This is a genomic window from Salipiger abyssi, from assembly GCF_017311415.1.
Taxonomy (GTDB): domain Bacteria; phylum Pseudomonadota; class Alphaproteobacteria; order Rhodobacterales; family Rhodobacteraceae; genus Salipiger; species Salipiger abyssi_A.
Map to the genome: position 1 here is coordinate 1 of NZ_JAEKIS010000030.1, position 20,420 is coordinate 20,420.

General features: G+C 63.9%; 19 protein-coding genes. 10 read left to right on the forward strand and 9 right to left on the reverse strand.

Annotation, left to right across the window (positions count from 1 at the left end):
* Nucleotides 1–230 precede the first annotated feature (230 nt).
* Nucleotides 231–1,772: a hypothetical protein gene (locus I6N89_RS23330; protein ID WP_207020721.1), complete on the forward strand. Its 1,542-nt coding sequence runs from the start codon at nt 231–233 to the stop codon at nt 1,770–1,772.
* A 252-nt stretch (nt 1,773–2,024) separates the two neighbouring features.
* On the opposite strand, the gene I6N89_RS23335 is transcribed toward I6N89_RS23330, so the two are convergent.
* A protein-coding gene (locus I6N89_RS23335; RefSeq protein WP_207020722.1) for an IS3 family transposase occupies nt 2,025–3,166 on the reverse strand; the annotation gives its coding sequence in 2 pieces (ribosomal slippage) (nt 2,025–2,929 and nt 2,929–3,166; 1,143 coding nt in all).
* A 373-nt stretch (nt 3,167–3,539) separates the two neighbouring features.
* Nucleotides 3,540–4,751, reverse strand: coding sequence for a polyhydroxyalkanoate depolymerase (locus I6N89_RS23340; protein ID WP_207020723.1), 1,212 nt, complete (start codon nt 4,749–4,751; stop codon nt 3,540–3,542).
* Between the two features lie 103 nt (nt 4,752–4,854).
* On the opposite strand from I6N89_RS23340, the gene I6N89_RS23345 reads away from it, so the two are divergent.
* Together I6N89_RS23345 and I6N89_RS23350 are read left to right on the forward strand one after the other, a co-directional pair.
* Nucleotides 4,855–5,508 (forward strand): glutathione S-transferase family protein, encoded by a 654-nt coding sequence (locus I6N89_RS23345; RefSeq protein WP_207020724.1) that lies wholly within the window; start codon nt 4,855–4,857, stop codon nt 5,506–5,508.
* 94 nt (nt 5,509–5,602) lie between these two features.
* Entirely contained in the window at nt 5,603–6,163 is a 561-nt protein-coding gene (locus tag I6N89_RS23350; RefSeq protein ID WP_207020725.1) for a sulfotransferase family 2 domain-containing protein, read from the forward strand.
* On the opposite strand, the gene I6N89_RS23355 is transcribed toward I6N89_RS23350, so the two are convergent.
* The 6 genes from I6N89_RS23355 to moaA all read right to left on the reverse strand — a co-directional run bounded on the left by I6N89_RS23355 (nt 6,148) and on the right by moaA (nt 11,662).
* Nucleotides 6,148–7,008 (reverse strand): BadF/BadG/BcrA/BcrD ATPase family protein, encoded by an 861-nt coding sequence (locus I6N89_RS23355; RefSeq protein ID WP_207020726.1) that lies wholly within the window; start codon nt 7,006–7,008, stop codon nt 6,148–6,150. The two genes, I6N89_RS23350 and I6N89_RS23355, sit on opposite strands and share 16 nt — an antisense overlap.
* Nucleotides 7,005–8,189: a vWA domain-containing protein gene (locus I6N89_RS23360; RefSeq protein ID WP_207020727.1), complete on the reverse strand. Its 1,185-nt coding sequence runs from the start codon at nt 8,187–8,189 to the stop codon at nt 7,005–7,007. The genes I6N89_RS23355 and I6N89_RS23360 overlap by 4 nt, the downstream gene beginning before the upstream one ends.
* A 134-nt stretch (nt 8,190–8,323) precedes the next feature.
* Nucleotides 8,324–8,491, reverse strand: coding sequence for an apolipoprotein acyltransferase (locus I6N89_RS23365; protein WP_076703460.1), 168 nt, complete (start codon nt 8,489–8,491; stop codon nt 8,324–8,326).
* A gap of 9 nt (nt 8,492–8,500) precedes the next feature.
* On the reverse strand, nt 8,501–9,868 hold the full coding sequence (locus I6N89_RS23370) for a DUF2927 domain-containing protein (RefSeq protein WP_207020728.1): 1,368 nt from the start codon (nt 9,866–9,868) through the stop codon (nt 8,501–8,503).
* A complete protein-coding gene (locus I6N89_RS23375; protein ID WP_207020729.1) occupies nt 9,868–10,320 on the reverse strand; it encodes a GNAT family N-acetyltransferase in 453 nt (150 codons plus the stop codon). The genes I6N89_RS23370 and I6N89_RS23375 overlap by 1 nt, the downstream gene beginning before the upstream one ends.
* Before the next feature lie 337 nt (nt 10,321–10,657).
* Nucleotides 10,658–11,662, reverse strand: a complete 1,005-nt coding sequence (gene moaA, locus I6N89_RS23380; RefSeq protein WP_207020730.1) for a GTP 3',8-cyclase MoaA — start codon at nt 11,660–11,662, stop codon at nt 10,658–10,660.
* 83 nt (nt 11,663–11,745) lie between these two features.
* On the opposite strand from moaA, the gene I6N89_RS23385 reads away from it, so the two are divergent.
* The 7 genes from I6N89_RS23385 to I6N89_RS23415 all read left to right on the forward strand — a co-directional run bounded on the left by I6N89_RS23385 (nt 11,746) and on the right by I6N89_RS23415 (nt 19,455).
* Entirely contained in the window at nt 11,746–12,216 is a 471-nt protein-coding gene (locus I6N89_RS23385; RefSeq protein ID WP_207020731.1) for a hypothetical protein, read from the forward strand.
* A 157-nt stretch (nt 12,217–12,373) separates the two neighbouring features.
* Nucleotides 12,374–12,907 (forward strand): CoxG family protein, encoded by a 534-nt coding sequence (locus tag I6N89_RS23390; RefSeq protein WP_207020732.1) that lies wholly within the window; start codon nt 12,374–12,376, stop codon nt 12,905–12,907.
* 89 nt (nt 12,908–12,996) lie between these two features.
* Entirely contained in the window at nt 12,997–13,482 is a 486-nt protein-coding gene (locus I6N89_RS23395; RefSeq protein WP_207020733.1) for a (2Fe-2S)-binding protein, read from the forward strand.
* Nucleotides 13,483–13,632: 150 nt separating this feature from the next.
* On the forward strand, nt 13,633–15,993 hold the full coding sequence (locus I6N89_RS23400; protein ID WP_207020734.1) for a xanthine dehydrogenase family protein molybdopterin-binding subunit: 2,361 nt from the start codon (nt 13,633–13,635) through the stop codon (nt 15,991–15,993).
* 112 nt (nt 15,994–16,105) lie between these two features.
* Nucleotides 16,106–16,891 (forward strand): FAD binding domain-containing protein, encoded by a 786-nt coding sequence (locus I6N89_RS23405; protein WP_207020735.1) that lies wholly within the window; start codon nt 16,106–16,108, stop codon nt 16,889–16,891.
* Between the two features lie 114 nt (nt 16,892–17,005).
* A complete protein-coding gene (locus tag I6N89_RS23410) occupies nt 17,006–17,992 on the forward strand; it encodes an LLM class flavin-dependent oxidoreductase (RefSeq protein ID WP_207020736.1) in 987 nt (328 codons plus the stop codon).
* Nucleotides 17,993–18,069: 77 nt separating this feature from the next.
* Nucleotides 18,070–19,455, forward strand: a complete 1,386-nt coding sequence (locus I6N89_RS23415; RefSeq protein WP_207020737.1) for a methyl-accepting chemotaxis protein — start codon at nt 18,070–18,072, stop codon at nt 19,453–19,455.
* A gap of 201 nt (nt 19,456–19,656) precedes the next feature.
* On the opposite strand, the gene I6N89_RS23420 is transcribed toward I6N89_RS23415, so the two are convergent.
* Nucleotides 19,657–20,181, reverse strand: a complete 525-nt coding sequence (locus tag I6N89_RS23420) for a hypothetical protein (RefSeq protein ID WP_207020738.1) — start codon at nt 20,179–20,181, stop codon at nt 19,657–19,659.
* Between the last annotated feature and the right edge of the window lie 239 nt (nt 20,182–20,420).

Genomic DNA, 20,420 nt, shown 5'->3' on the forward strand with positions numbered 1-20,420 from the left:
GATCAGGCCGCACAGCGCTCTGGGCTACCGTCCACCCGCGCCCGAAAGCACCGTCCCGATGGACCAGAGGCCCACAATGCACTAACAATCAAACCGGACCACCCAATGGGGGCAGGCCACGTAGAGGCGTTTCTTTTCCAGCAGTGAGGTCATACCTTGGGCCGGCGCATTGATATTGTTCCCCGACCCCCTCCAATCTGTAGAGCCTAAACACATTATAGGAGACCGTCATGGCAACACGTGACGCAAAGGACTACAATTCGCTATCAGCCTATATCGGCGACGGCAATCCGTCAAATACCTACATAAATACAGACCCGTCACATGTCCTGATTGAGGCCGCGGGAGGTAAGATCTATGCCGGGTTGACCTTCGAGGATTATTTCAAGGTCGATCATATCGGCACGGGTGACACAATCGATCTCGGCGCCAATATTCGGTTCAAGAACGGAGCGAAGTTCAAATTTACCAACCTTACGAACAACAAGCCGAATATCGAGCGCGGACTGCGGGTGGATGCCGGCATCTTGACCTTTGAGAACGTCAAGATGACAGGGTCTGACAATCTCAATTCTCACGTATCCATGTTTCCGGATTCCAATACCAACGTCAATCAGATCTCTCTGCTTGGGTTCGCATATGGTCTTCAGCTCGAGGCCGAGCATTGCACGACGATTCCGTTGTCGCCCGTTCCGGGCGACAACGGCTATATCGGCAAGGTTGTGGTGCGCAAACAATATAAGGGGCTGTCGGTCAAAGAGGGGGCTCACTGCCTGCATATCGGCGAACTGGACGTTCGCCTCACCTGGCCCGGCGACATTCCGCCGCTGGGCAGCGGCGAGACGACCGAGCATCAGCGGTGGGCGGGAAAGTGCGGCCTGCTTCTGGCTGGGAACAAGTATTTCAAGATCGACAAGATGCATCTCGCCGATTCGCCCGAACACCTTTTTCGCATAGGTGGCGGCAACGGCAAGGGACCCGGCGATACGCGTCACTCCTGCAGGTATGTCGATATCTGTACCGGTTCAGACGATTTCACTTTCGAGCGCACGGGCTTCTCTTACACGGTCGACGGGGTGCCTCACACGAATCAGGGTTCGGTTATCAAGCTGAACCCCGATAAGTTGGCGCGGGCGGACGAAATCAGCATCGGTCGTGTCATTGGCTCGGCAGATGACGCCGGATCAAACAAGGACTACTGTCCACAGGCGGTGCGGCTGTCCAAGTCTGACAACGTCACGATTGAGCATTTTTTCATGGAGAATTCGTCGGGGGTAGCGAGCGACAACACTTGTGGCGAGATGCTGGCGATCAACAATTGCGTTGGCGTTGATATCGGTCATCTGGAAGTGAACGGTGCCCGTGAGTCGTACATCGATGCGGACACGAACTATGACGATGAGCCGGGAGGCATCGATGGCCTTACGATCGGAATGCTCAAGGGCCGTTGTGCACTGAGCGGCAGCAACAGGATCGTCCGTGTGTATCTCGTCGGTAAGGTTTTTCGGAATCTCGATATCCAGGACATGGATGTCACCTTGGATGACGACGGCATCAGGGTGATGGATTTCATTGATATGGCTAGCGCATCCTACAATTTTACCATTTCTGGTACGGTCAAAGTGCAGGCCGGTGCGTCGACAACAGATGTGCCGAAGATTGGTGTCGCCGGCGGCTTAGCGCTCCCGAGCGGCATGGACTTCGACGTATCGTGGAAAGGGCACATCTATACCGAACCCACCAGTCTGTCGGATCTCAATCTTCAGTACTAAGAGGGACGGCGGGGCGACCGACTAGGGTTGCCCTTTTCACCAGCCTATCGAGGTCTTTCGACATTGTGTCCGGCCCATGAGACCCTCTCCTCAGCGCAGAGGGTCTCATGGAACTTCCGTTGGCCTGCAGCCTAAGCCTTGGATCACGAGCGCGGCCCCCCCGAACACGCAAACGCTTCACCCTCACACACGCACCTTCGTAAAGAGCCCCTTTGAATAGCTGCACCGCTCCCGTGAATAGCCCCGCGTTTCTTAGACGCCTTCTTGTCTCAGTTTCTGCTGCCGCTCGAAGTCGACGTGCGACAGCATTCCGTTGCGCGCGTGCTTGCGCTTCGGGTTGTAGAACATCTCGATGTAGTCGAACACATCCCGCCTGGCCTCTTCTCGGGTGCGGTAGGTCCTTCGCCTGATCCGCTCACGCTTCAGCAGGTTGAAGAAGCTCTCGGCGACCGCGTTATCGTGACAATTGCCGCGCCGGCTCATGGAATGCTCGAGATCGTGGGCCTTCAGGAAAGCGGCCCAGTCGATACTCGTGAACTGGCCACCCTGATCCGAATGGATCAGCACCTTGGCCTTCGGCTTCCTCCGCCATGTGGCCATGACCAAAGCTTGGAGCACGACGTCGGTTGTCTGGCGTGACTGCATGGACCAGCCAACCACGCGGCGTGAGTACAGATCGATGACCACCGCCAAATACGCGAAGCCCTCCTGCGTCCGGATGTAGGTGATGTCGGTCACCCAGACCTTGTCACGCGCCGCCACGTCGAACTGCCGATCCAAGGTGTTGTCGACGACCACCGCAGGCTTCCCGCCATACTTCCCTGGTCGACGTTTGTAGCCGATCTGTGCCTTGATGCCGGCGAGCTTGGTCAGGCGGGCAACACGGTTCAGGCAGACGCTTTCGCCTTGCTCGAGAAGGTCGTCATGCAGCTTGCGGTGACCGTAGACCTTGCCGCTTTCGACCCACGCCTCCTTCAGCATCGCGGTCTGCCGCTTGTCTTTCTGAGCCCGCTTGCTCAGCGGTGCCTTCAGCCATGCATAGAAGCCACTCGGCTGTATGCGTTGGCAGAGGCACATGGCCCTGACGGAGAACTCCCCGCGATGCTCGGCCACGAACGCGTATCTCACTTTGCATCCCTGGCGAAATACGCGGTGACCTTTTTTAGGATGTCGCGCTCCTCCGAGATCCGCGCCAGTTCCTTCTTCAGCCGACGGATCTCGGCGTCCTTCTCTGCGTCGCCGGATGACGCCTTCGCGAACTTCTTCTTCCAGGAGTAGAGGGAGTACTGGCTCACGCCCAAGCGCTCGGCCACCTCCCTGACCGGGTAACCCCTCTCCGTGATCTGCGCGACGGCGTCTCTCTTGAAATCATCGCTGAACTTGCTGCTGCTCATCATGGCCTCCTTGCCTCAAAATTAGCAAAGAAGGCGTCCACCATACACCGGGCTATTCACACCTCATGTCCTGAAATCTACAGTGAAGTGCCTAGCAGGAAAAGGCCAAAGCAATACTGGGTCGGCGTACCTTGGGACGCCATTGCTGGGCAGTGCTGCGCACCACAGGTGCCTTTCTCTGTGTGAAGGGAAAGCCATGACCACCGATGTCAAACAAGACTTGAACTCCGTTTGACGCTTTGTGCATTGATCTAGTACATAGGGCTGAATTCGGCGGCGACAAAATCGTTTCCATGCAGCGCCTTAAGGTTTTCCTTGGAGAGTTCGAGTCTCTCATCACCCACCATTCCACCGCGACCTCTGCCGCGTGGCGCTATTCCATCGCCAGAATCATGTTGCGCACCACCGGATAGATCTCATTGTCCCAGCGGCGGCCGTTGAAGACGCCGTAATGGCCGACATTCGCCTGAAGATGGTGGCGCTTGAGATGCGGGCGCAGGGTCGAGCAGAGATCGTGCGCCGCCGTGGTCTGACCCAGCCCGCAGATATCGTCGCGCCCGCCCTCGACGGTGAGCAGGGCGGTGTTGCGGATCTTTGACGGGTCGACCTTGCGGCCGCGATAGGTGAAATCGCCGGTGGCGAGCTCGGCCTTCTGGAATACCCGGTCGATGGTCTCGATGTAGAATTCCGCCGTCAGGTCGAGCACGGCGAAATACTCGTCGTAGAAATCCTTGATCTTCTGGGCTTCCTTGTCCTCACCCGCCGCCAGAAGCTCGTAGAGTTTGCGGTGCTGCGCCTGGTGGCGCTCCATGTTCATCGTCATGAAGGCGGTAAGCTGCACAAAGCCCGGATAGACCTTGCGCCCGGCGCCCGGGTAGCGCATCGGCACCGTCGAGATGACGTTGCGCTTGAACCACGAGAGCGGCTTTTCATTCGCCAGATCGTTCACCGAGGTCGGGCTTTCGCGCACATCCACCGGGCCGGCCATCAGCGTCATCGAGCGCGGCGTGGCGGGGTTCTTGTCCTCCGACATCACCGCGACCGCGGCCAGCGTCTGAACGCAGGGCTGGCAGACGCCCAGAACGTGGCAGCCCGGGCCCAGCTCTTCGAGAAAGCGGATGACGTAGCTCACGTAATCCTCGACCCCGAAATCGCCGGCGTCGCGCGGCACGTCGCGGGCGTTCTTCCAGTCGGTGATATAGACATCGTGATCGCGCAGCAGCGTGCGCACCGTGCCCGCCAGCAACGTCGAGAAATGCCCCGAGAGCGGCGCCGTCACCAGCACCTTGGGCTGGTAGGTGTCGATGTCCTTCTTGAAATGCAGCAGATTGCCGAAGGGCAGATCAAGCGCCACCTCTTCGACCACCGGCACCTCGCGGTTTTCCACCGGCACGGAGTGGATGCCGAAGGGCGGGCGCTTGTGGCTGAGCTGGAAGCGCGAGATCATCTCCATCAGTGCCGCGTGGCGGCGAAACATCTCTCCAAAAGGTCCGATATCGCGGGGCGAAAACGCCAGAGCCGAGAGCGCGGCGGTGCGAAAAGGGGCGATAATATCATCAAGCCCTTGATAAGCTGCATAAAGCACGATGATCAGACCTTATTGTTCTGTGAAATATCTAGCCAAAACCATGTGGCTGTGCGACAAGAAAATTACCGCAGTGCAGCATGAGGGGCGAAGTGAAGACGCCATGACACAGGCCACGCTCACCATTTCATCGAAAAACTACTCCTCCTGGTCGTTGCGCGGCTGGCTTCTGTGCAAGATGTCGGGGCTGGATTTCAAAGAGCAGCCGGTCGATCCGACCGATGCCAATGTGCGCCAGGAACTGCTGCTGCTCTCGCCCACCGTGCGGGTGCCGCGCCTGACCCATGGCAAGGTCGAGGTCTGGGACACGCTGGCCATCGCCGAATATCTCTATGAGATCTTTCCCGATGCCGGGCTCTTCCCCGAGGACGTGGCGCAGCGCGCCCATTGCCGCGCGGTCGCGGGCGAGATGCATTCGGGTTTCTACAACCTGCGCTCGGCGTTGCCGATGAATCTCAAGGCGCGGCATGAGAGCTTCAAGATCTTCTCCGGCGCGCGTCCGGATGTGGAGCGCGTCAAGGAGATCTGGGGCGAGTGTCTCGACGCCCATGGCGGGCCGTTCCTGTTTGGAAAACCGACCGTGGCGGATGCGATGTACGCGCCGGTCTGCACCCGGTTCCGCACCTATGCCGTGACACTCGACGACCGGTTGGAGGCCTATATCGACACCGTACTGAACTGGGCGCCGATGCAGGAATGGACCGAGGCGGCACTGGCCGAACCCGAGGAGATCGAAGAGCTCGAAGTCGAGTTCTGAGGCCCCTGCGCCGCCGCGCAGGGGCGGCAAAACTCTGGCAAATCGTGGGTTTGGCCTCTATAGCTCGGGCCCGTCCGGTCCTCAGGTGCATGCCATGTCGAATTTTCTCCTCCGCGATCCCGATTGCATTCTGATCCACATTCCCAAGACCGGCGGCTCCTCGATCCGGCGCGGGCTCTGGCAGGGGCGCTACGACGGCCCGGCCTTCGGCGAGATCCCCGAAGACTGGCCGCAGCTCTTTCGTTTTGCCTTCGTGCGCCATCCGCTCGACCGTTTCGTCTCGGCCTATGCGGATTTCACCCAGATCCGCGGCTACAAGGGCAGCATGGGGCGCTTTGCCGATATCGTCATGGACGAGAGCGTCGGCTATGGCGAAGAGCGCGCCACCCGCAAGGAGCGCATCCGCCACCACACCATCCCGCAGACCCACCCGTTCAACTGTCTCGATCTCGCCGATACGGTCTATCGGTTCGAGGCGTACGAAGCCGAGCTCGCCCGGCTGGCCGAGAAGACCGGCGTCGGGCTCGACGGATTGCAGCACCGGCGCAGGACACAGCACGAGGGCTGGCGCGCGGTGATGGACGCGGATCTGGTCCGTAAGCTTACCGGCTTCTACGAAGAGGATTTCACCCGGCTCGGCTATGCGCTGCCCTGAGGCGCCGCCGGCGCCATCCGCCGGGCCAGTGCCAGTGCCCCGTCGAGCGCGCTGCCCTTGGCAGGTCGCAACGCCTGCGCCATCTCGCGGGGCAGCCAGTCGGCATAGCTCCCGGCCACGCCGCCGATCAGGCAGAGCGGCTCTCCCGGTCCCCAGCCGAGCGCATTGAGCCCGGTGGCGATATAGCCCGCGCCGCGCCGCATCAGCATATCGGCGGCGGCATCGCCCTGCGCTGCGGCGATGCGCGGCGCCAGCCTGCCGAAAGTCTCCGGCGTCGCCTGGGCGGCAAACGCCACGATGCCGGAGCCGCCGCCCATCTCGCCTAGTACGGTCTCGGTGAGCGGGCTGTGCGCTTCGAGCCCGTCCTGCGCGCGCAGCGTGTAGGTGAGCAGCTCACGCCCCAGCCAGGCGCCCGAGGCTTCGTCGCCCAGCACCAGCCCGTGGCCGCCCAGCGTGGCAAAGACGCTGCCCTCCTGCCGCGCGAGGAAACTGCCGGTGCCGATCCCGGCGACGCAGCCCTTTTCTTCGCCAAGGGCGCCCAGAACCGCCGCGCGCCGGTCCTCCGCGATCACCGCCTGATCGAGCGGCAGCGCCGCCGCGACGCGGGCGGCGATCTCTGGTCCGGTCACGCCCGCCAGCGCCAGATAGGCGGGGCAGGGGCGCAGTGCGTCCAGGCTCAGCCCGGCCTGTTTCACTAGTTCGGAAAGACCCGAAACAAGCGTCCGCAGCGCGCCGTCGAAATCGCTGGTGACATTGGCCGCGCCCAGCCTCACCTCGATGCGTTCGCCGTCGCGCTCCAGCGCCAGACGGCAGGTAGAGCCGCCCGCGTCCGCCGCGAGGATCATCGCGACAGCTCCCGCATGCCGCGGTCGATCCCCTCCAGCGTCATCGGCACCATGCGCTCCTCAAATAGCTCGCGGATCATTCCGATACTGTGCGTATAGCCCCAATGCGGCTCGGGCACCGGGTTGATCCAGAGGTGATCGGGCCATTGCGCCCGGGCGCGCTCCAGCCAGGTCTGGCCGCTCTCGGCGTTCCAATGCTCGTTGGCGCCGCCGGGATAGGCGACCTCGTAGGGCGACATGGAGGCGTCGCCGACAAAGATGCATTTGTAATCGGACCCATAGCTGTGCAGCACATCCCAGGTCGATATCTGCCGGTCCCAGCGGCGGCGGTTGTCGCGCCAGACGCCTTCATAGAGGCAGTTGTGGAAGTAGTAGTGTTCGAGATGCTTGAACTCGGCGCGCGCCGCCGAGAACAGCTCTTCGACCACGCGGATATGGTCGTCCATCGAGCCGCCCACATCAAGGAACAGCAGCAGTTTCACCGCGTTGCGCCGCTCCGGCCGGGTCTTCACGTCGAGATAGCCGTGCTCGGCGGTGGCGCGGATCGTGCCGTCGAGATCCAGCTCGTCATGGGCGCCGTCGCGGGCCCATTTGCGCAGCCGCTTCAGCGCCACCTTGATATTGCGCGTGCCGAGTTCGACGCTGTCGTCGAGATTGCGGAACTCGCGCTTGTCCCAGACCTTGACCGCGCGGCGGTGGCGGCCCTCCTTCTGGCCGATGCGCACCCCCTCGGGGTTGTAGCCATAGGCGCCAAAGGGCGAGGTGCCCGCGGTGCCGATCCATTTATTGCCGCCCTGATGCCGGCCCTGCTGCTCCTTCAACCTCTCCTTGAGGGTTTCCATCAGCTTGTCGAAGCCGCCAAGCGCCTCGATCTCGCGCTTCTCCTCTTCGGAAAGATGCTTCTCCGCCATCTTCCTCAGCCAGTCGGCGGGCAGGTCCACCGCCTCCAGCATCTCCTCGAAGGAGATCTGCTCCAGCCCCTGGAAGGTCGCGCCGAAAGCGCGGTCGAACCGGTCGAGATGGCGCTCGTCCTTCACCATGGCGCTGCGCGCGAGGTAATAGAACGCCTCGACATCATAGGTGGCGAGCCCGGCGCGCACAGCTTCCAGAAAGGTGAGGTATTCGCGCAGGCTGACCGGCACCTGGGCTTTTCGGAGGTTCTCGAAGAAGGGAACGAACATGCGCGGTCCTTTCGGGCGGCTGCCGCCATCCTACGCGAACGCGCGCGCGCTGCAACCGCCGCGCCCTGTGCGTTTCCATTGGCTGAAAATATCCCGGGGAGTCACGGCTCTGCCGTGACGGGGCAGCGCCCCGATCAGGTCGCGAGTTTTTCGATCGCGATGGTCAGGACGAGGCCCGCAAGCCCGAAGGCGATGGCATAGACCACCACGAACTGCGCAATATCGGCGGCATTGCCCTTGCGGCGACGCGCGGTCAGCCCGCCCAGAATGGCGCCGATCAATACCCCCGCGATCACGATCATAGCTGGCCCTCAGCTCCCCTTGAGCGGATTGAGCGAGCCGATCTCGCGCAGCTTTGCGCGGACGGCCCAGTCCGAGCCGAACCCGTATCGCGCCCAGCCTAGGGAGTCCAGCCGCACCTGCCGCCCTTCCGATACCCGGCCCGACAGATCCAGCGCCTCGGCGCACAGCAGCATCAGTGTGGCGAGCAGCGCCGCGTTCTCGTGCCGTGCGGCGGTCTCGAGATGCGGGCCGAGCAGTGCAAGCGCGTCCTCGGGGCGGTTGTCGTTGATCGCATAGGCGGCGAGCTGCGAGGCAACATAGGCCTGATGCAGCTGTGTGTTGGGCGAGGCGGCGAAATGGCGCTGGGCCAGAACGAACTGATCCAGTGCGGCCTCGGCGCTCTGCCCTTGCAGGATGCGCCCCATGGCATAGTGGGAAAAACCCCGGCGGTGATCGGTCCAGCCCAGAGACATGGCGGTGCTCAGCGCGCGGGTGGCGGCGACGCGGCGCTCGGCGGGGCTGGCGCCGGGGCCGAGCGCGGTCTGGATCGCTTCGATCCAGATCCGCGGTGTGGCGGGCAGGTGGCGCGCGGGCAGGGTCTCTCCGGTCGGGTTGACGCGGGCGAGGATGGCGGGCAGCCGCGCGGCGACCTCGGGCCGCGACATGCCGGAGCGCAGCGATGGGTCGTAATAGGCGCGCAGCACCGTCATGTCGAACCCGGTCAGCACCGCATGGACGTTGTCGTCGTTGAACACGCTATCGGCCAGCCGGTAGAGATCGTTGAGCGGTCCGAGCGCCTGGGCGATCTCTTCGTGCAGACAATCGCGAACCTCCTGCGGCGCGGCGTCTGCGGGCAGGAAGATCGCCACACGCTCGCGCCGCGTCACCCGCGTCCAGCTCACGGCGCTGGAGCGGCGGGCGGAGAGGTATTCCCGCAGGGAAGAGACGTTGGGTACCACGAAACAGGCCGCTTGCGGCAGGTGACGACGGATCTCGGAGCGCGGAGTGGCGACGAGGGTGATATTGGCCTGCGGTCCCGAGATCTGGCGGATATCGATCCGCGCCTCGCTCCGCAGCCGGTGAAGGAGCCGGTTGAGATCTGGTGCCAGCGCTGCCGGGGGGCGGCCGGTGACACGCAGGGTTATCGGCCCTTCGAAGCGGGTGAAGGCGGGCAGGGCGCGGCCGGATTCCAGCGAAAAGGCGAGATCGAGGAAATCGCGCGCCAGATCCGCGTTCGAGACCACCGGCGCCACCGGTCGCGGGGTGGCAAAGCTCTTCATCGCGGGCAGGCCGCTGGTATCGGTCACCGAGGCGGCGGCGCGGGTGGCGGTTTCGGGCGAGGGGGCGGGCATGCAGGCGCTCACTGCGAGAATGAGCGGAAGGAGATGCCTGCGCATCAGGGGCGCTGATACTTGATGAAGGGGGTCAGTGTGCCGATGCGGTCATAGAGCTGCCGGGCAGTGTGGTTGAACTCCTGCGTTAGCCAGTAGACCGAGGGCGCGCCGGCGCGGTCGGCTTCGGCATAGACCGCCTCGATCAGCGCGCGGCCGACCCCCTTGCCGCGCGCCTCCGGCGCGGCATAGAGATCCTGGAGGTAACAGACGTTTTCCACGCGCCAGCAATGGCGGTGGAAGAGGTAATGCACGATGCCCACCGGAGTGCCGTCGATCTCGGCCACACGCGCGTGGAATTCGTGTTCGTCGGGGCTGAGCAGGCGGGCGAATGTGGTCCGGTAGACCTCGTCCGTCACTGAGCTTTCGTAAAAGGTGAGATAGGCCGCCCACAGCTCGCGCCAGTTTGCCTCATCTTGCGCGGCCAGCGGCCGCACGATCACATTCGACTGGGACATTGTTTTTGATACCTGCCTGCTCGTGGTCTCGGATCTTTGGATGATCCGATGATTTTCCATCCTGTTTGGGAAGAGTATACGGCAAAATCGCGATCTCTGCCCAGTCTGCGAAACGCTCGGGACGCGTTTCGGCGATAGAGCAGGGGCCGCCCGGTAAGGTGTTGATTTTAAGTCGCTTGCGCGGTGCATCCATGCAACAGCCGGTCCTGCCGCGTCATTCTTTGCACAAGCGGCGTGCATGGATGGGCGAGATTTTTCCTGCGAAAAATCTCAATATGAGCATGAGCGGGGCGAAAATCTTCGTACGAAGATTTTCGTGGTCGGGGACGCGGCGGGATCAGCCGCCTGTGTGGCTCATGTGACGCGATACGCGGCCCTCGACCGACTGGCGCGAATAGTCGAAATCGTGCCCCTCAGGCTTGCGCGCGATGGCGCCGCGGATCGCCGCTTCGAGGGCCGCGTCGCTGTCGGGATGATTGCGCAGCGCGCTGCGCAGATCCGCACGGTCCTCCTGGCCGAGGCACATGAAGAGCTCGCCGGTGCAGGTCAGACGCACGCGGTTGCAGCTTTCGCAGAAATTATGTGTGAGCGGGGTGATGAAACCGACCTTCTGCCCGGTCTCCTCCAGCCGCACATAGCGCGCCGGGCCGCCGGTGCTCTCGGCGAGATCCTTCAGCGTGTATTGCTCAGAGAGCCGGGCGCGCAGGTCGCTCAGTTTCCAGTACTGATCCAGCCGGTCCTCATTGCCGATATCGCCCATCGGCATGACCTCGATCCAGGTCAGATCCATATCCCGCTCGGCGCACCATTCGGTGATGGTGAAGAGCTCGTCCTCGTTGAAGCCCTTGAGCGCCACCGCGTTCAGCTTGACCCGTAGCCCGGCCTCCAGTGCCGCCTCGATGCCGCGCAGCACCTGGGGCAGGCGGCCCCAGCGGGTGATGTCGGCGAATTTCTCCGCATCGAGCGTGTCGGCGGAGACGTTCACCCGGCGCACGCCGGCCTCGTAGAGCGGCTTGGCGAATTTCTCCAGCTGAGAGCCGTTGGTGGTCAACGTCAGTTCGCGCAGCGCGCCGGAGTCCAGATGCCGCGACATCGACTGAAAGAACTTCAGGATATCGCGCCGCACCAGCGGTTCGCCGCCGGTGATGCGCAGCTTTTCGACGCCCATATGCACGAATGTCGAACACAGCCGGTCGAGCTCTTCGAGCGTCAGCAGCTCCTTCTTGGGAAGGAACGTCATATGCTCGGACATGCAGTAGACGCAGCGGAAATCGCAGCGGTCGGTGACCGAGACCCGCAGGTAAGAGATCGGGCGTGCGAAGGGGTCGATAAGCTTTTCCATGTCGTGAACCTAAGCACGAAACCGCCGCGCGGCAAGCGCGGACGCGATTGTCAGTCGCGCTCTTTGGTCCTAGGTTGCGTGGCATGAAGCCGCTGTTTCTCCTTCCGTTCCTCGCATTGGCCGCTTGCTCCGAGCTGCCGCTTCTCAACGCGCCGTCGTCGCAGCCCGCCGCCGGCGGCGCCGAGGCGACCCGCCCGCAGGCGCGCCCTGCCGCGCCTCCGTCCGGCGCGCGCACGGCAGAGGCATATGACACCAGCACTGCCGAGGAGCGCGCCGAGGCCGCCGCGCCGCAGGCCGCCGGCGAGCGGCTGCTGGGACGCAGCGTCGCTTCGCTGGGCGATCCGGCGCGGGCGGGGTTCTGGGTCGAAACGCCGCTGGTGAGCGCGCCAGCACAGGGGCGTGTCGTGGCGCCAGGCGGCAAATCCGCCCGGGTCGAGCTGATTCCCATCGACGGGCCCGCCACCGGCGGCAGCCGCATCTCGCTTGCCGCGATGCGGCTCATCAATGTGCCGCTGACCGATCTGCCCACCGTCGAGATCTATTCCGGCGGATAGGGCCGGCTGTGGCGCGCGGCCCGAGAAATCGCTTGGCACTCCGCAGCGCTTTGGCCATGCTGCCGCCAGACGGTCCCGGCCGGGATAGGCCATTGGTCTAATATGCCCCACGCTTGCAGCGTGTAGTCTGGGACTCAGGAGAGAGAGGACCACCCACATGCATATGAGCGACACCCGCGAGATCAAGGCCCCTCGGGATCTGGTCTGGGCGGCGATACTGGACCCCGAAGTGCTCAAGCAATGCGTGCCCGGCTGCACCGAGATGGCCGGCAGCCCCGAAGAGGGGTTCGAGGCCTCGGTGACTCAAAAGGTCGGCCCGGTGAAGGCCACCTTCAAGGGCCAGGTCACGCTGTCGAACATGAACGAGCCGGAGAGCCTGACGCTCTCGGGAGAGGGCAAGGGCGGGGCTGCCGGCTTTGCCAAGGGCGGCGCCGATGTGACCCTGACCGACAAGGGCGACGGCGTGACCGAGCTGCATTACGAGGTCGAGGCCAAGGTCGGCGGCAAGCTGGCACAGCTCGGCTCGCGCATCATCGACGGCTTTGCCAAGAAGATGGCCGATCAGTTCTTCACCAATTTCCAGGAGGCGGTCGAGGGGCCGAGCGATCCCGAAGCGGCGCCCGAGGCCGAGGGCGACGCCGCAAGCGACGGAAAGAAGAAGGGCTGGTTCAAGCGCATGGTCTCGAGCTGAGGCCGCGCTGCAGCGTTTCGGGACGGGCGGGCAGGCAAGGGGCCCGCTGAACGACGACACAACAGAATGGGACACCCAGGGAGGACTTGATGACCAAGGTGACGATGACGGTGAATGGCAAAGCCGTCTCGAAAGAGGTCAGCGGCAACACGCTGATGACCGAGTTTCTGCGCGACGCGCTGCATCTGACGGGCACCCATGTGGGCTGCGACACCAGTCAGTGCGGCGCCTGCGTCATTCATGTGGACGGCAAGAGCGTCAAGGCCTGCACCATGTTCGCCGCCGAGGCCGAGGGGGCCGAGGTGGTGACCATCGAGGGCATGGCCAACCCGGACGGCTCGCTCTCGGTGATCCAGCAGGCGTTTCAGGACCATCACGGTCTGCAATGCGGCTTCTGCACGCCGGGCATGGTGATGACGGCGGCAAAGCTGCTGGAAGAGAACCCCAGTCCCTCCGAGCATGAGATCCGCGATTATCTCGAGGGCAATATCTGCCGCTGCACCGGCTACCACAATATCGTCAAGGCGATCATGGCGGCGAGCGGTCAGGACGTGAGCGGGATCGCCGCCGAGTAGGGCGCCTCTGCCGTGGCGCCGCGCCCTCTGGCGGGCGCCGCGACGGGAGTATTTGCAGAAAGATGAAAGGACGGGGCGCGGGGAGGAACGCGCCCGGATCCGCAGTCGTCTCGGGCGGGTAGGACCGCCAGGTTTTTGGGAGGAGTTTTCATGCCGAAGGATCATGGGATCGGCGCGGCGCAGAAACGCCGCGAGGACGTGCGGTTTCTGACCGGCGCCGGGCAGTATACCGACGATATCAGCGTCTATGGCCAGACCTATTGCGCGTTCCTGCGCTCGGATGTGGCGCATGGGACGATCAAGAGCATCGACACCAGCGACGCCGAGGCGATGCCCGGCGTGCTGCGTATCTTCACCGGCAAGGATTTCGAAGGCATCGGCGGGCTGCCCTGCGGCTGGCAGGTGACCGACAAGCATGGCGAGCCGATGAAGGAGCCGGGCCACCCGGTGCTGGCGCAGGGCAAGGTGCGCCATGTGGGCGATCCGTTCGCTGCCGTTATCGCCGAGACGCTGGAGGAGGCGCGCGACGCCGCCGAGGCCATCGTCTACGATATCGAGGAGCTGCCGGCGGTCGTGAACATGAAGGCCGCGCTGGAAGAGGGCGCCGTCAAGGTGCATGACGATCTGTCGGACAACCTCTGTTACGACTGGCAGTTCGGCTCGGATCAGGCGGATGTGGACAAGGCCTTTGCCGAGGCTGCGCATGTCACCACGCTGGAGCTGGTGAACAACCGTCTGGTGGCGAACCCGATGGAGCCGCGCGTGGCGCTGGGCGAGTACAACCGCGCCAATGACGAGAGCACGCTTTACACCACCAGCCAGAACCCGCATGTGATCCGGCTGTTGATGGGGGCTTTCGTGCTCGGCATCCCGGAACACAAGCTGCGTGTGGTGGCGCCCGATGTGGGCGGCGGTTTCGGCACCAAGATCTTCCACTATGCGGAGGAGGCCTTTGTCACCTTCGCCTCGCGGCAGCTCAACCGCCCGGTGAAATGGACCTCGACCCGGTCGGAGGCCTTTATGTCCGACGCGCATGGCCGCGATCATGTGACGAAGATCGAGCTGGCGCTGGACGCCGAGAACAACTTCACCGGGCTGCGCACCGATACGCTGGCCAATATGGGCGCCTATCTCTCGACCTTCTCCAGCTCGATCCCGACCTGGCTGCACGGCACGCTGATGGCGGGCAATTACAAGACCCCGGCGATCCAGGTGAACGTGAAGGCGGTGTTCACCAACACCGTGCCGGTCGATGCCTATCGCGGCGCCGGGCGGCCCGAGGCGACCTTCCAGCTCGAACGGCTGGTGGACAAGGCGGCGCGCGAGCTGGGTGTCGACCCGATCGCGCTGCGCCGGCAGAACTTCATCGACAGCTTCCCCTATGCGACGCCGGTGGCGGTGGAATACGACACCGGCGATTACGTCGCGACCATGGACAAGCTGGAAGAGATGATCGACCGGCAGGGTTTCGAGGCGCGCCGCGAGGAGAGCCGCAAGCGCGGCAAGCTGCGCGGGCTCGGGGTCAACTGCTATATCGAGGCCTGCGGCATCGCGCCGTCGAACCTTGTGGGCCAGCTCGGCGCACGGGCGGGGCTTTACGATGCCGCCACCGTGCGGGTTAACGCCACCGGCTCGATCTCGGTCATGGTGGGGGCGCATTCCCACGGGCAGGGGCACGAGACGGCGTTTCCACAGGTGGTGGCCGAGATGCTGGGCATCGACGAGAGCATGATCGACATCGTGCATGGCGACACCAGCAAGATCCCCTTCGGCATGGGCACCTATGGCTCGCGGTCTCTGGCGGTCTGCGGTTCGGCCATGGTGCGGGCGACCGAAAAGATCATCAACAAGGCGAAGAAGATCGCCTCGCATCTTCTGGAAGCCGCCGAGGCGGATATCGAGCTGAAGGACGGCCAGTTCACCGTGGCGGGCACCGACAAGTCGGTGGCCTGGGGCGACGTGACGCTCGCGGCTTACGTGCCGCATAACTACCCGCTGGAGGAGATCGAGCCGGGGCTGGAGGAGACGGCATTCTACGACCCGTCGAACTTTACCTATCCGAGCGGCGCCTATGCCTGCGAGGTGGAGGTGGACCCCGAGACCGGCCGGGTCGAGATCCTGAGCTTTGCCGCCGCCGACGATTTCGGCAATGTGGTGAACCCGATGATCGTCGAGGGGCAGGTGCATGGCGGCATCGCGCAGGGGATCGGTCAGGCGATGCTGGAGAACTGCGTCTATGACGAGAACGGCCAGCTTCTGAGCGCGTCCTACATGGATTACGCCATGCCGCGCGCCGAGGACGTGCCGTTCTTTCAGGTGGATCATTCCTGCGCCACCCCCTGCACCCACAACCCGCTGGGGGTGAAGGGCTGCGGCGAGGCCGGGGCCATCGGCTCGCCGCCGGCGGTGGTGAACGCGGTGCTGGATGCGCTGAACGCGGGCGGGATGACGGTCGATCACATCGACATGCCGCTCTCGCCGCACCGGGTGTGGAAAGCGATGCAGGGCTGAGCCTTTCTCCGGCGGCGGCGCTTGACGCCGCCGCCGGGACCGTGAGTATTTGGAGAAAGATGAAAGGGCAGGGGCGCGCGAGGCCCCGGACCCTTCGCCAGGAGGATGGAAGATGTACAGCTTCGAGATCGAAAGCCCGGTGAGCGTTGCGGATGCGGTCGCTGCCCTGGGCAAGGAAGAGGCGCAGGCGCTGGGCGGCGGGCAGACGCTGATCCCCTCGCTGAAGGCGCGGCTGGCGGCGCCGGCGGTTCTGGTGAGCCTGTCGAAGATCGACGAAATAAAAGGGATCTCGGCAGCGGATGGCGTGCTGAGCATCGGCGGCGGCGCCACCCATGCCAGTGTCGCGGCGGAGGCGGGCGCCTATCCGGCGCTGGCGGCGCTGGCGGCCAATATCGGCGACCCGGCGGTGCGCAACCGCGGCACCATCGGCGGCTCGCTGGCCAATAACGACCCGGCGGCCTGCTACCCGGCGGCGGCGCTGGCCTCGGGCGCGACCATCGTCACCAATACCCGCGAGATCGCGGCGGACGATTATTTCGAGGGCATGTTCACCACCGCGCTGGAGGATGGAGAGATCGTCACCGAGGTACGCTTTCCGATCCCCGAAAAGGCGGCCTACGTGAAATTCGAGCAGCCCGCCTCGCGCTTTGCGCTGGTGGGGGTGTTCGTGGCGAAATACCCCGATGGCGTGCGGGTCGCGGTGACCGGCGCCTCCGAAGAGGGCGTGTTCCGTTGGGAAGAGGCAGAGGCGGCGCTTTCAGGCAACTTTTCGGCCTCGGCGCTGGACGGGTTGTCGCTGCCCGCCGAGGGCATGATGGGCGATCTGCATGCCGCGCCCGACTACCGCGCGCATCTGGTCGGCGTGATGACTCGGCGCGCCGTGACTGCGGCGCAATAAGCCCCGGAAACACAAGTCTTTGAAGGCCCCGGTCCGGTCGGATCGGGGCTCTCCCTTTTTCTCGGGCGCTGCATGTCTATATCGGGGGGAGACGACCAACCGGAAAGACCTCTCATGATCCCCGCCTCCGTTCTCGATCTCTCGCCGGTGCCCGAAGGCGGCACCACCGCCGACGCGCTGCACAATACGCTCGATCTCGCCCGCCACGCCGAGGCGCTGGGATATCGTCGCTACTGGCTGGCGGAACATCACAATATGGCGGGCATCGCCTCGGCGGCGACCTCGGTGGTGATCGGGCAGGTCGCCGCCGCCACCTCCACCATTCGAGTGGGCGCCGGCGGCATCATGCTGCCCAACCATTCGCCGCTGGTCATCGCCGAGCAGTTCGGCACGCTGGCGACGCTTTTTCCAGACCGCATCGACCTCGGGCTCGGGCGCGCGCCGGGCTCGGACCAGATGACCGCCATGGCGCTGCGCCGCAACCATGCCTCGGGCGACCGCTTTCCCGAGGATGTGGTCGAGCTGATCGGTTTTCTGGGCGACAGCGCCGAGAAACAGCCGGTGCGCGCGGTGCCGGGCGAGGGCACCCATGTGCCGGTCTGGATCCTCGGCTCTTCGCTCTTTGGCGCGCAGCTCGCCGCGCATCTCGGGCTGCCCTATGCCTTTGCCTCGCATTTCGCGCCGGACGCGCTGGAACAGGCGGCGCAGATCTATCGCGCGCGCTTCCAGCCCGGCGTGACGCAGGCGCCGTGCTTCATGCTGGCCGCCAATGTCTGGGCCGCCGATACCGAGGCCGAGGCCAAGCGGCTGCGCACCTCGCAGCAGCAGGCATTCGCCAATCTGCGCAGCGGCAATCCCGGCAAGCTGCCGCGCCCGGTGGACGATATCTCGGCGACGCTCGACCCGCGTTACCTGGCGATGGCCGACCACGCGCTGAGCGTCTCGGCCACCGGCACCCGGGCGCAGGTGGCCGAGGGCCTGTCGCAGCTCATCGCGCGCTACCGGCCCGACGAGCTGATTCTCTCCAGCGCGATCCACGACCCCGAGGCGCGCAAGCACAGCTATGCCCTTGCGATGCAAGCTTTGCTGGATCTTGAGTGAATTTGCCCGGTCTTCAGCTTTCAGAAACACCTGCTGCGCTATGACGGGCTCCAAAGCGTCCTTTGGAGGAAATGCGTATGAGGTTTTTCGGCAGGGCGAAAGCGCCGAAAGTGGCAGAGGTGTCGGGTGACGAGGCGATCTTGCAGATTGTCGAGCGCACGCAGGCGGTGATTCACTTTGCGCCGGACGGTACGATCCTTCAGGCGAATGAGAATTTCCTGAAGGCGCTCGGCTATACTGCCGATGAGGTGCTGGGCAAGCAGCACAGTATGTTCGTGCAGCGCAAATACCGGGAAACCGCCGCCTATGCCCAATTCTGGGAGGACCTGCGCGGTGGCAAGTTCTTTGCCGACGAGTTTCCCCGCATCACCAAGGAGGACGAGGTGATCTGGATCAGCGCCACCTATGCGCCGGTCTTCGACGATGCGGGCAATGTGGTGCGGATCACCAAGATCGCCACCGAGATCACCCGCCAGCGCGAGGCCATCAAAGAGCTTGCGCGCGGGCTCGCAGCGATGAGCGACGGCGATCTCTCCTTTCGGGTCGAGATGTCCGATGCCGAGCGTCTGTCCGAGCTGGGAGATGCCTATAACACGGCGGTGGAGAATATCGCCAAACTCATCACCAAGGTGCAGACCGTGTCCACCACAATCGACGAGATCGCCGATCAGATCGGCGGCAATTCCGACGAGCTGTCGCGCCGCACCGAAACGCAGGCGGCGACACTGGAAGAGACCGCCGCCGCCGTCGAGGAGCTCAATGCCAACGCCAAGTCCGCGGCGGAATACGCCGCCGAGGTTGGGCAGGAGGCGGAGGATACCAAGATCGCCGCCGAGGGCAGCAGCAAGGTGGTGGCGGATGTGACCGCCGCGATGAAGCGGATCGAGACCTCTTCGGAGTCGATCTCGCAGATCATTTCGGTGATCGACGACATCGCCTTTCAGACAAACCTTCTCGCGCTCAACGCCGGGGTCGAGGCGGCGCGCGCCGGCGAGGCGGGGCGCGGCTTTGCGGTGGTCGCCTCCGAGGTGCGCTCGCTGGCGCAGCGCTCGGCGGAATCCGCGCAGGAGATCAAGGCGCTTATCAGCGAGAGCGGCGGTCATGTGAAGGCCGGCGCGGAACTGGTCGATCGCGCCAGCGGCGAGCTGGGCAATATCTTCGGTGGGGTCGAGCGCATTTCCGACCGCATCCGCGAGGTGGTACACGGGCTGAAAGAGCAGACCATGACGCTTGGCGAGATCAACACCGCAATCTCGCAGCTCGACACGGTGACCCAGAAGAACGCGGCGATGGTCAACGAAACCACGGAGGCGACGCGCAGCCTGTCGCGCGACAGCCGCACGCTGTCGGAAGGGGTGCGCGTGTTCCGGGTTACGGATGATGGCAGAAGCCGCTCGGACTGGGATGCCGAGGCGCTGACCGGAAGCGCGCATCGCGAGTGGTCGGCAAGCTCCGCTGCCTGAGCCAGTACCTCCCCGCCAACCTGAGTCATGCTCGGGGCGTGATCGATACAAGGCGCAAAAGTGACAACCGGATCGCGCCACAATGAGCCCCGAGGCGCTTACCTCTTCGGGACGTTTCCGACAGTCTATTCAGGGTCGAGATATGAGAAAAGAGCGACCCGATGGAAAAGGATCCCGAGCGGGCAGAGCACCTCCGCCAGCTCACCATCCGTCAGAAAAATCATCGGGCAGATATGCCCTGATCCCGTGGAAAAAGATATCGATCTCCAGCGCCAGGCCCACCTCGAACTCATTGAGTTCGGACCCGCTCCAACGGTGATGCTCGAGGCGGGCAAGGAAGTCACGACGGGTCTGGTCGTCGCGCGGCTCGAGCGGGGCGGTTGCGGCGGCTCGCAGAAGGTCGATGCGCTTGTGGACTTCGCGCATGCCTGAAAAGGCTTCCATCATCAATCGTGTCAGGCGTGGTTCCGCCTGCCAGGTCTGACCGCCAAAAACCTCCTGAACGACACGGTTGCCCGCACCCAGGCAATCATATGCGACGCAGCCTGGAAATCCGTCCTGCGTCAGCCGGTCGTGGATTGTGCAGCTGTGCCCCGAGAGGTTCCGGCAGGGTTCACCTGGGTTCTTGTCGAAGGCGAAGTCCTTGCCCTTGTCGAAGGCCAGGACGAGGCAGCAGAGGGCTGCGCATTTCGAACAATCGGTGATGAGGTGGTCGGTCTGAGGCATGAGGCACTCGATGTTCAGTGGTCCGTACAGAGGAGCGGGTCGGCTGCCGTATTCCGCGAAACGCGACCGGGATGCAAGTTGCACTCGGCGGTGTCAATCGGCGCCGAAAATTGGCTCTGCCTCACTTTTGATGTGCGCCGATCGCGGATGTACCTACCTCTTCTGAGGTAATATCCAAAGGATGTGCGGGATGCAGCATTTCGATATGAGAGGCTTGCTCCCGGCTGGCCTTGTTGTAG

Bases quoted from the DNA above. Each gene is read 5' to 3' on its own strand.
- I6N89_RS23395 (WP_207020733.1), top strand. From the start codon at position 12,997: ATGACCAAGGTGACGATGACGGTGAATGGCAAAGCCGTCTCGAAAGAG.
- I6N89_RS23400 (WP_207020734.1), top strand. From the start codon at position 13,633: ATGCCGAAGGATCATGGGATCGGCGCGGCGCAGAAACGCCGCGAGGAC.
- I6N89_RS23370 (WP_207020728.1), bottom strand. From the start codon at position 9,868: ATGCGCAGGCATCTCCTTCCGCTCATTCTCGCAGTGAGCGCCTGCATG.
- I6N89_RS23415 (WP_207020737.1), top strand. From the start codon at position 18,070: ATGAGGTTTTTCGGCAGGGCGAAAGCGCCGAAAGTGGCAGAGGTGTCG.
- I6N89_RS23350 (WP_207020725.1), top strand. From the start codon at position 5,603: ATGTCGAATTTTCTCCTCCGCGATCCCGATTGCATTCTGATCCACATT.
- I6N89_RS23330 (WP_207020721.1), top strand. From the start codon at position 231: ATGGCAACACGTGACGCAAAGGACTACAATTCGCTATCAGCCTATATC.
- I6N89_RS23420 (WP_207020738.1), bottom strand. From the start codon at position 20,181: ATGCCTCAGACCGACCACCTCATCACCGATTGTTCGAAATGCGCAGCC.
- I6N89_RS23355 (WP_207020726.1), bottom strand. From the start codon at position 7,008: ATGATCCTCGCGGCGGACGCGGGCGGCTCTACCTGCCGTCTGGCGCTG.
- I6N89_RS23375 (WP_207020729.1), bottom strand. From the start codon at position 10,320: ATGTCCCAGTCGAATGTGATCGTGCGGCCGCTGGCCGCGCAAGATGAG.
- I6N89_RS23385 (WP_207020731.1), top strand. From the start codon at position 11,746: ATGAAGCCGCTGTTTCTCCTTCCGTTCCTCGCATTGGCCGCTTGCTCC.
- I6N89_RS23390 (WP_207020732.1), top strand. From the start codon at position 12,374: ATGCATATGAGCGACACCCGCGAGATCAAGGCCCCTCGGGATCTGGTC.
- moaA (WP_207020730.1), bottom strand. From the start codon at position 11,662: ATGGAAAAGCTTATCGACCCCTTCGCACGCCCGATCTCTTACCTGCGG.
- I6N89_RS23405 (WP_207020735.1), top strand. From the start codon at position 16,106: ATGTACAGCTTCGAGATCGAAAGCCCGGTGAGCGTTGCGGATGCGGTC.
- I6N89_RS23410 (WP_207020736.1), top strand. From the start codon at position 17,006: ATGATCCCCGCCTCCGTTCTCGATCTCTCGCCGGTGCCCGAAGGCGGC.
- I6N89_RS23345 (WP_207020724.1), top strand. From the start codon at position 4,855: ATGACACAGGCCACGCTCACCATTTCATCGAAAAACTACTCCTCCTGG.
- I6N89_RS23365 (WP_076703460.1), bottom strand. From the start codon at position 8,491: ATGATCGTGATCGCGGGGGTATTGATCGGCGCCATTCTGGGCGGGCTG.
- I6N89_RS23360 (WP_207020727.1), bottom strand. From the start codon at position 8,189: ATGTTCGTTCCCTTCTTCGAGAACCTCCGAAAAGCCCAGGTGCCGGTC.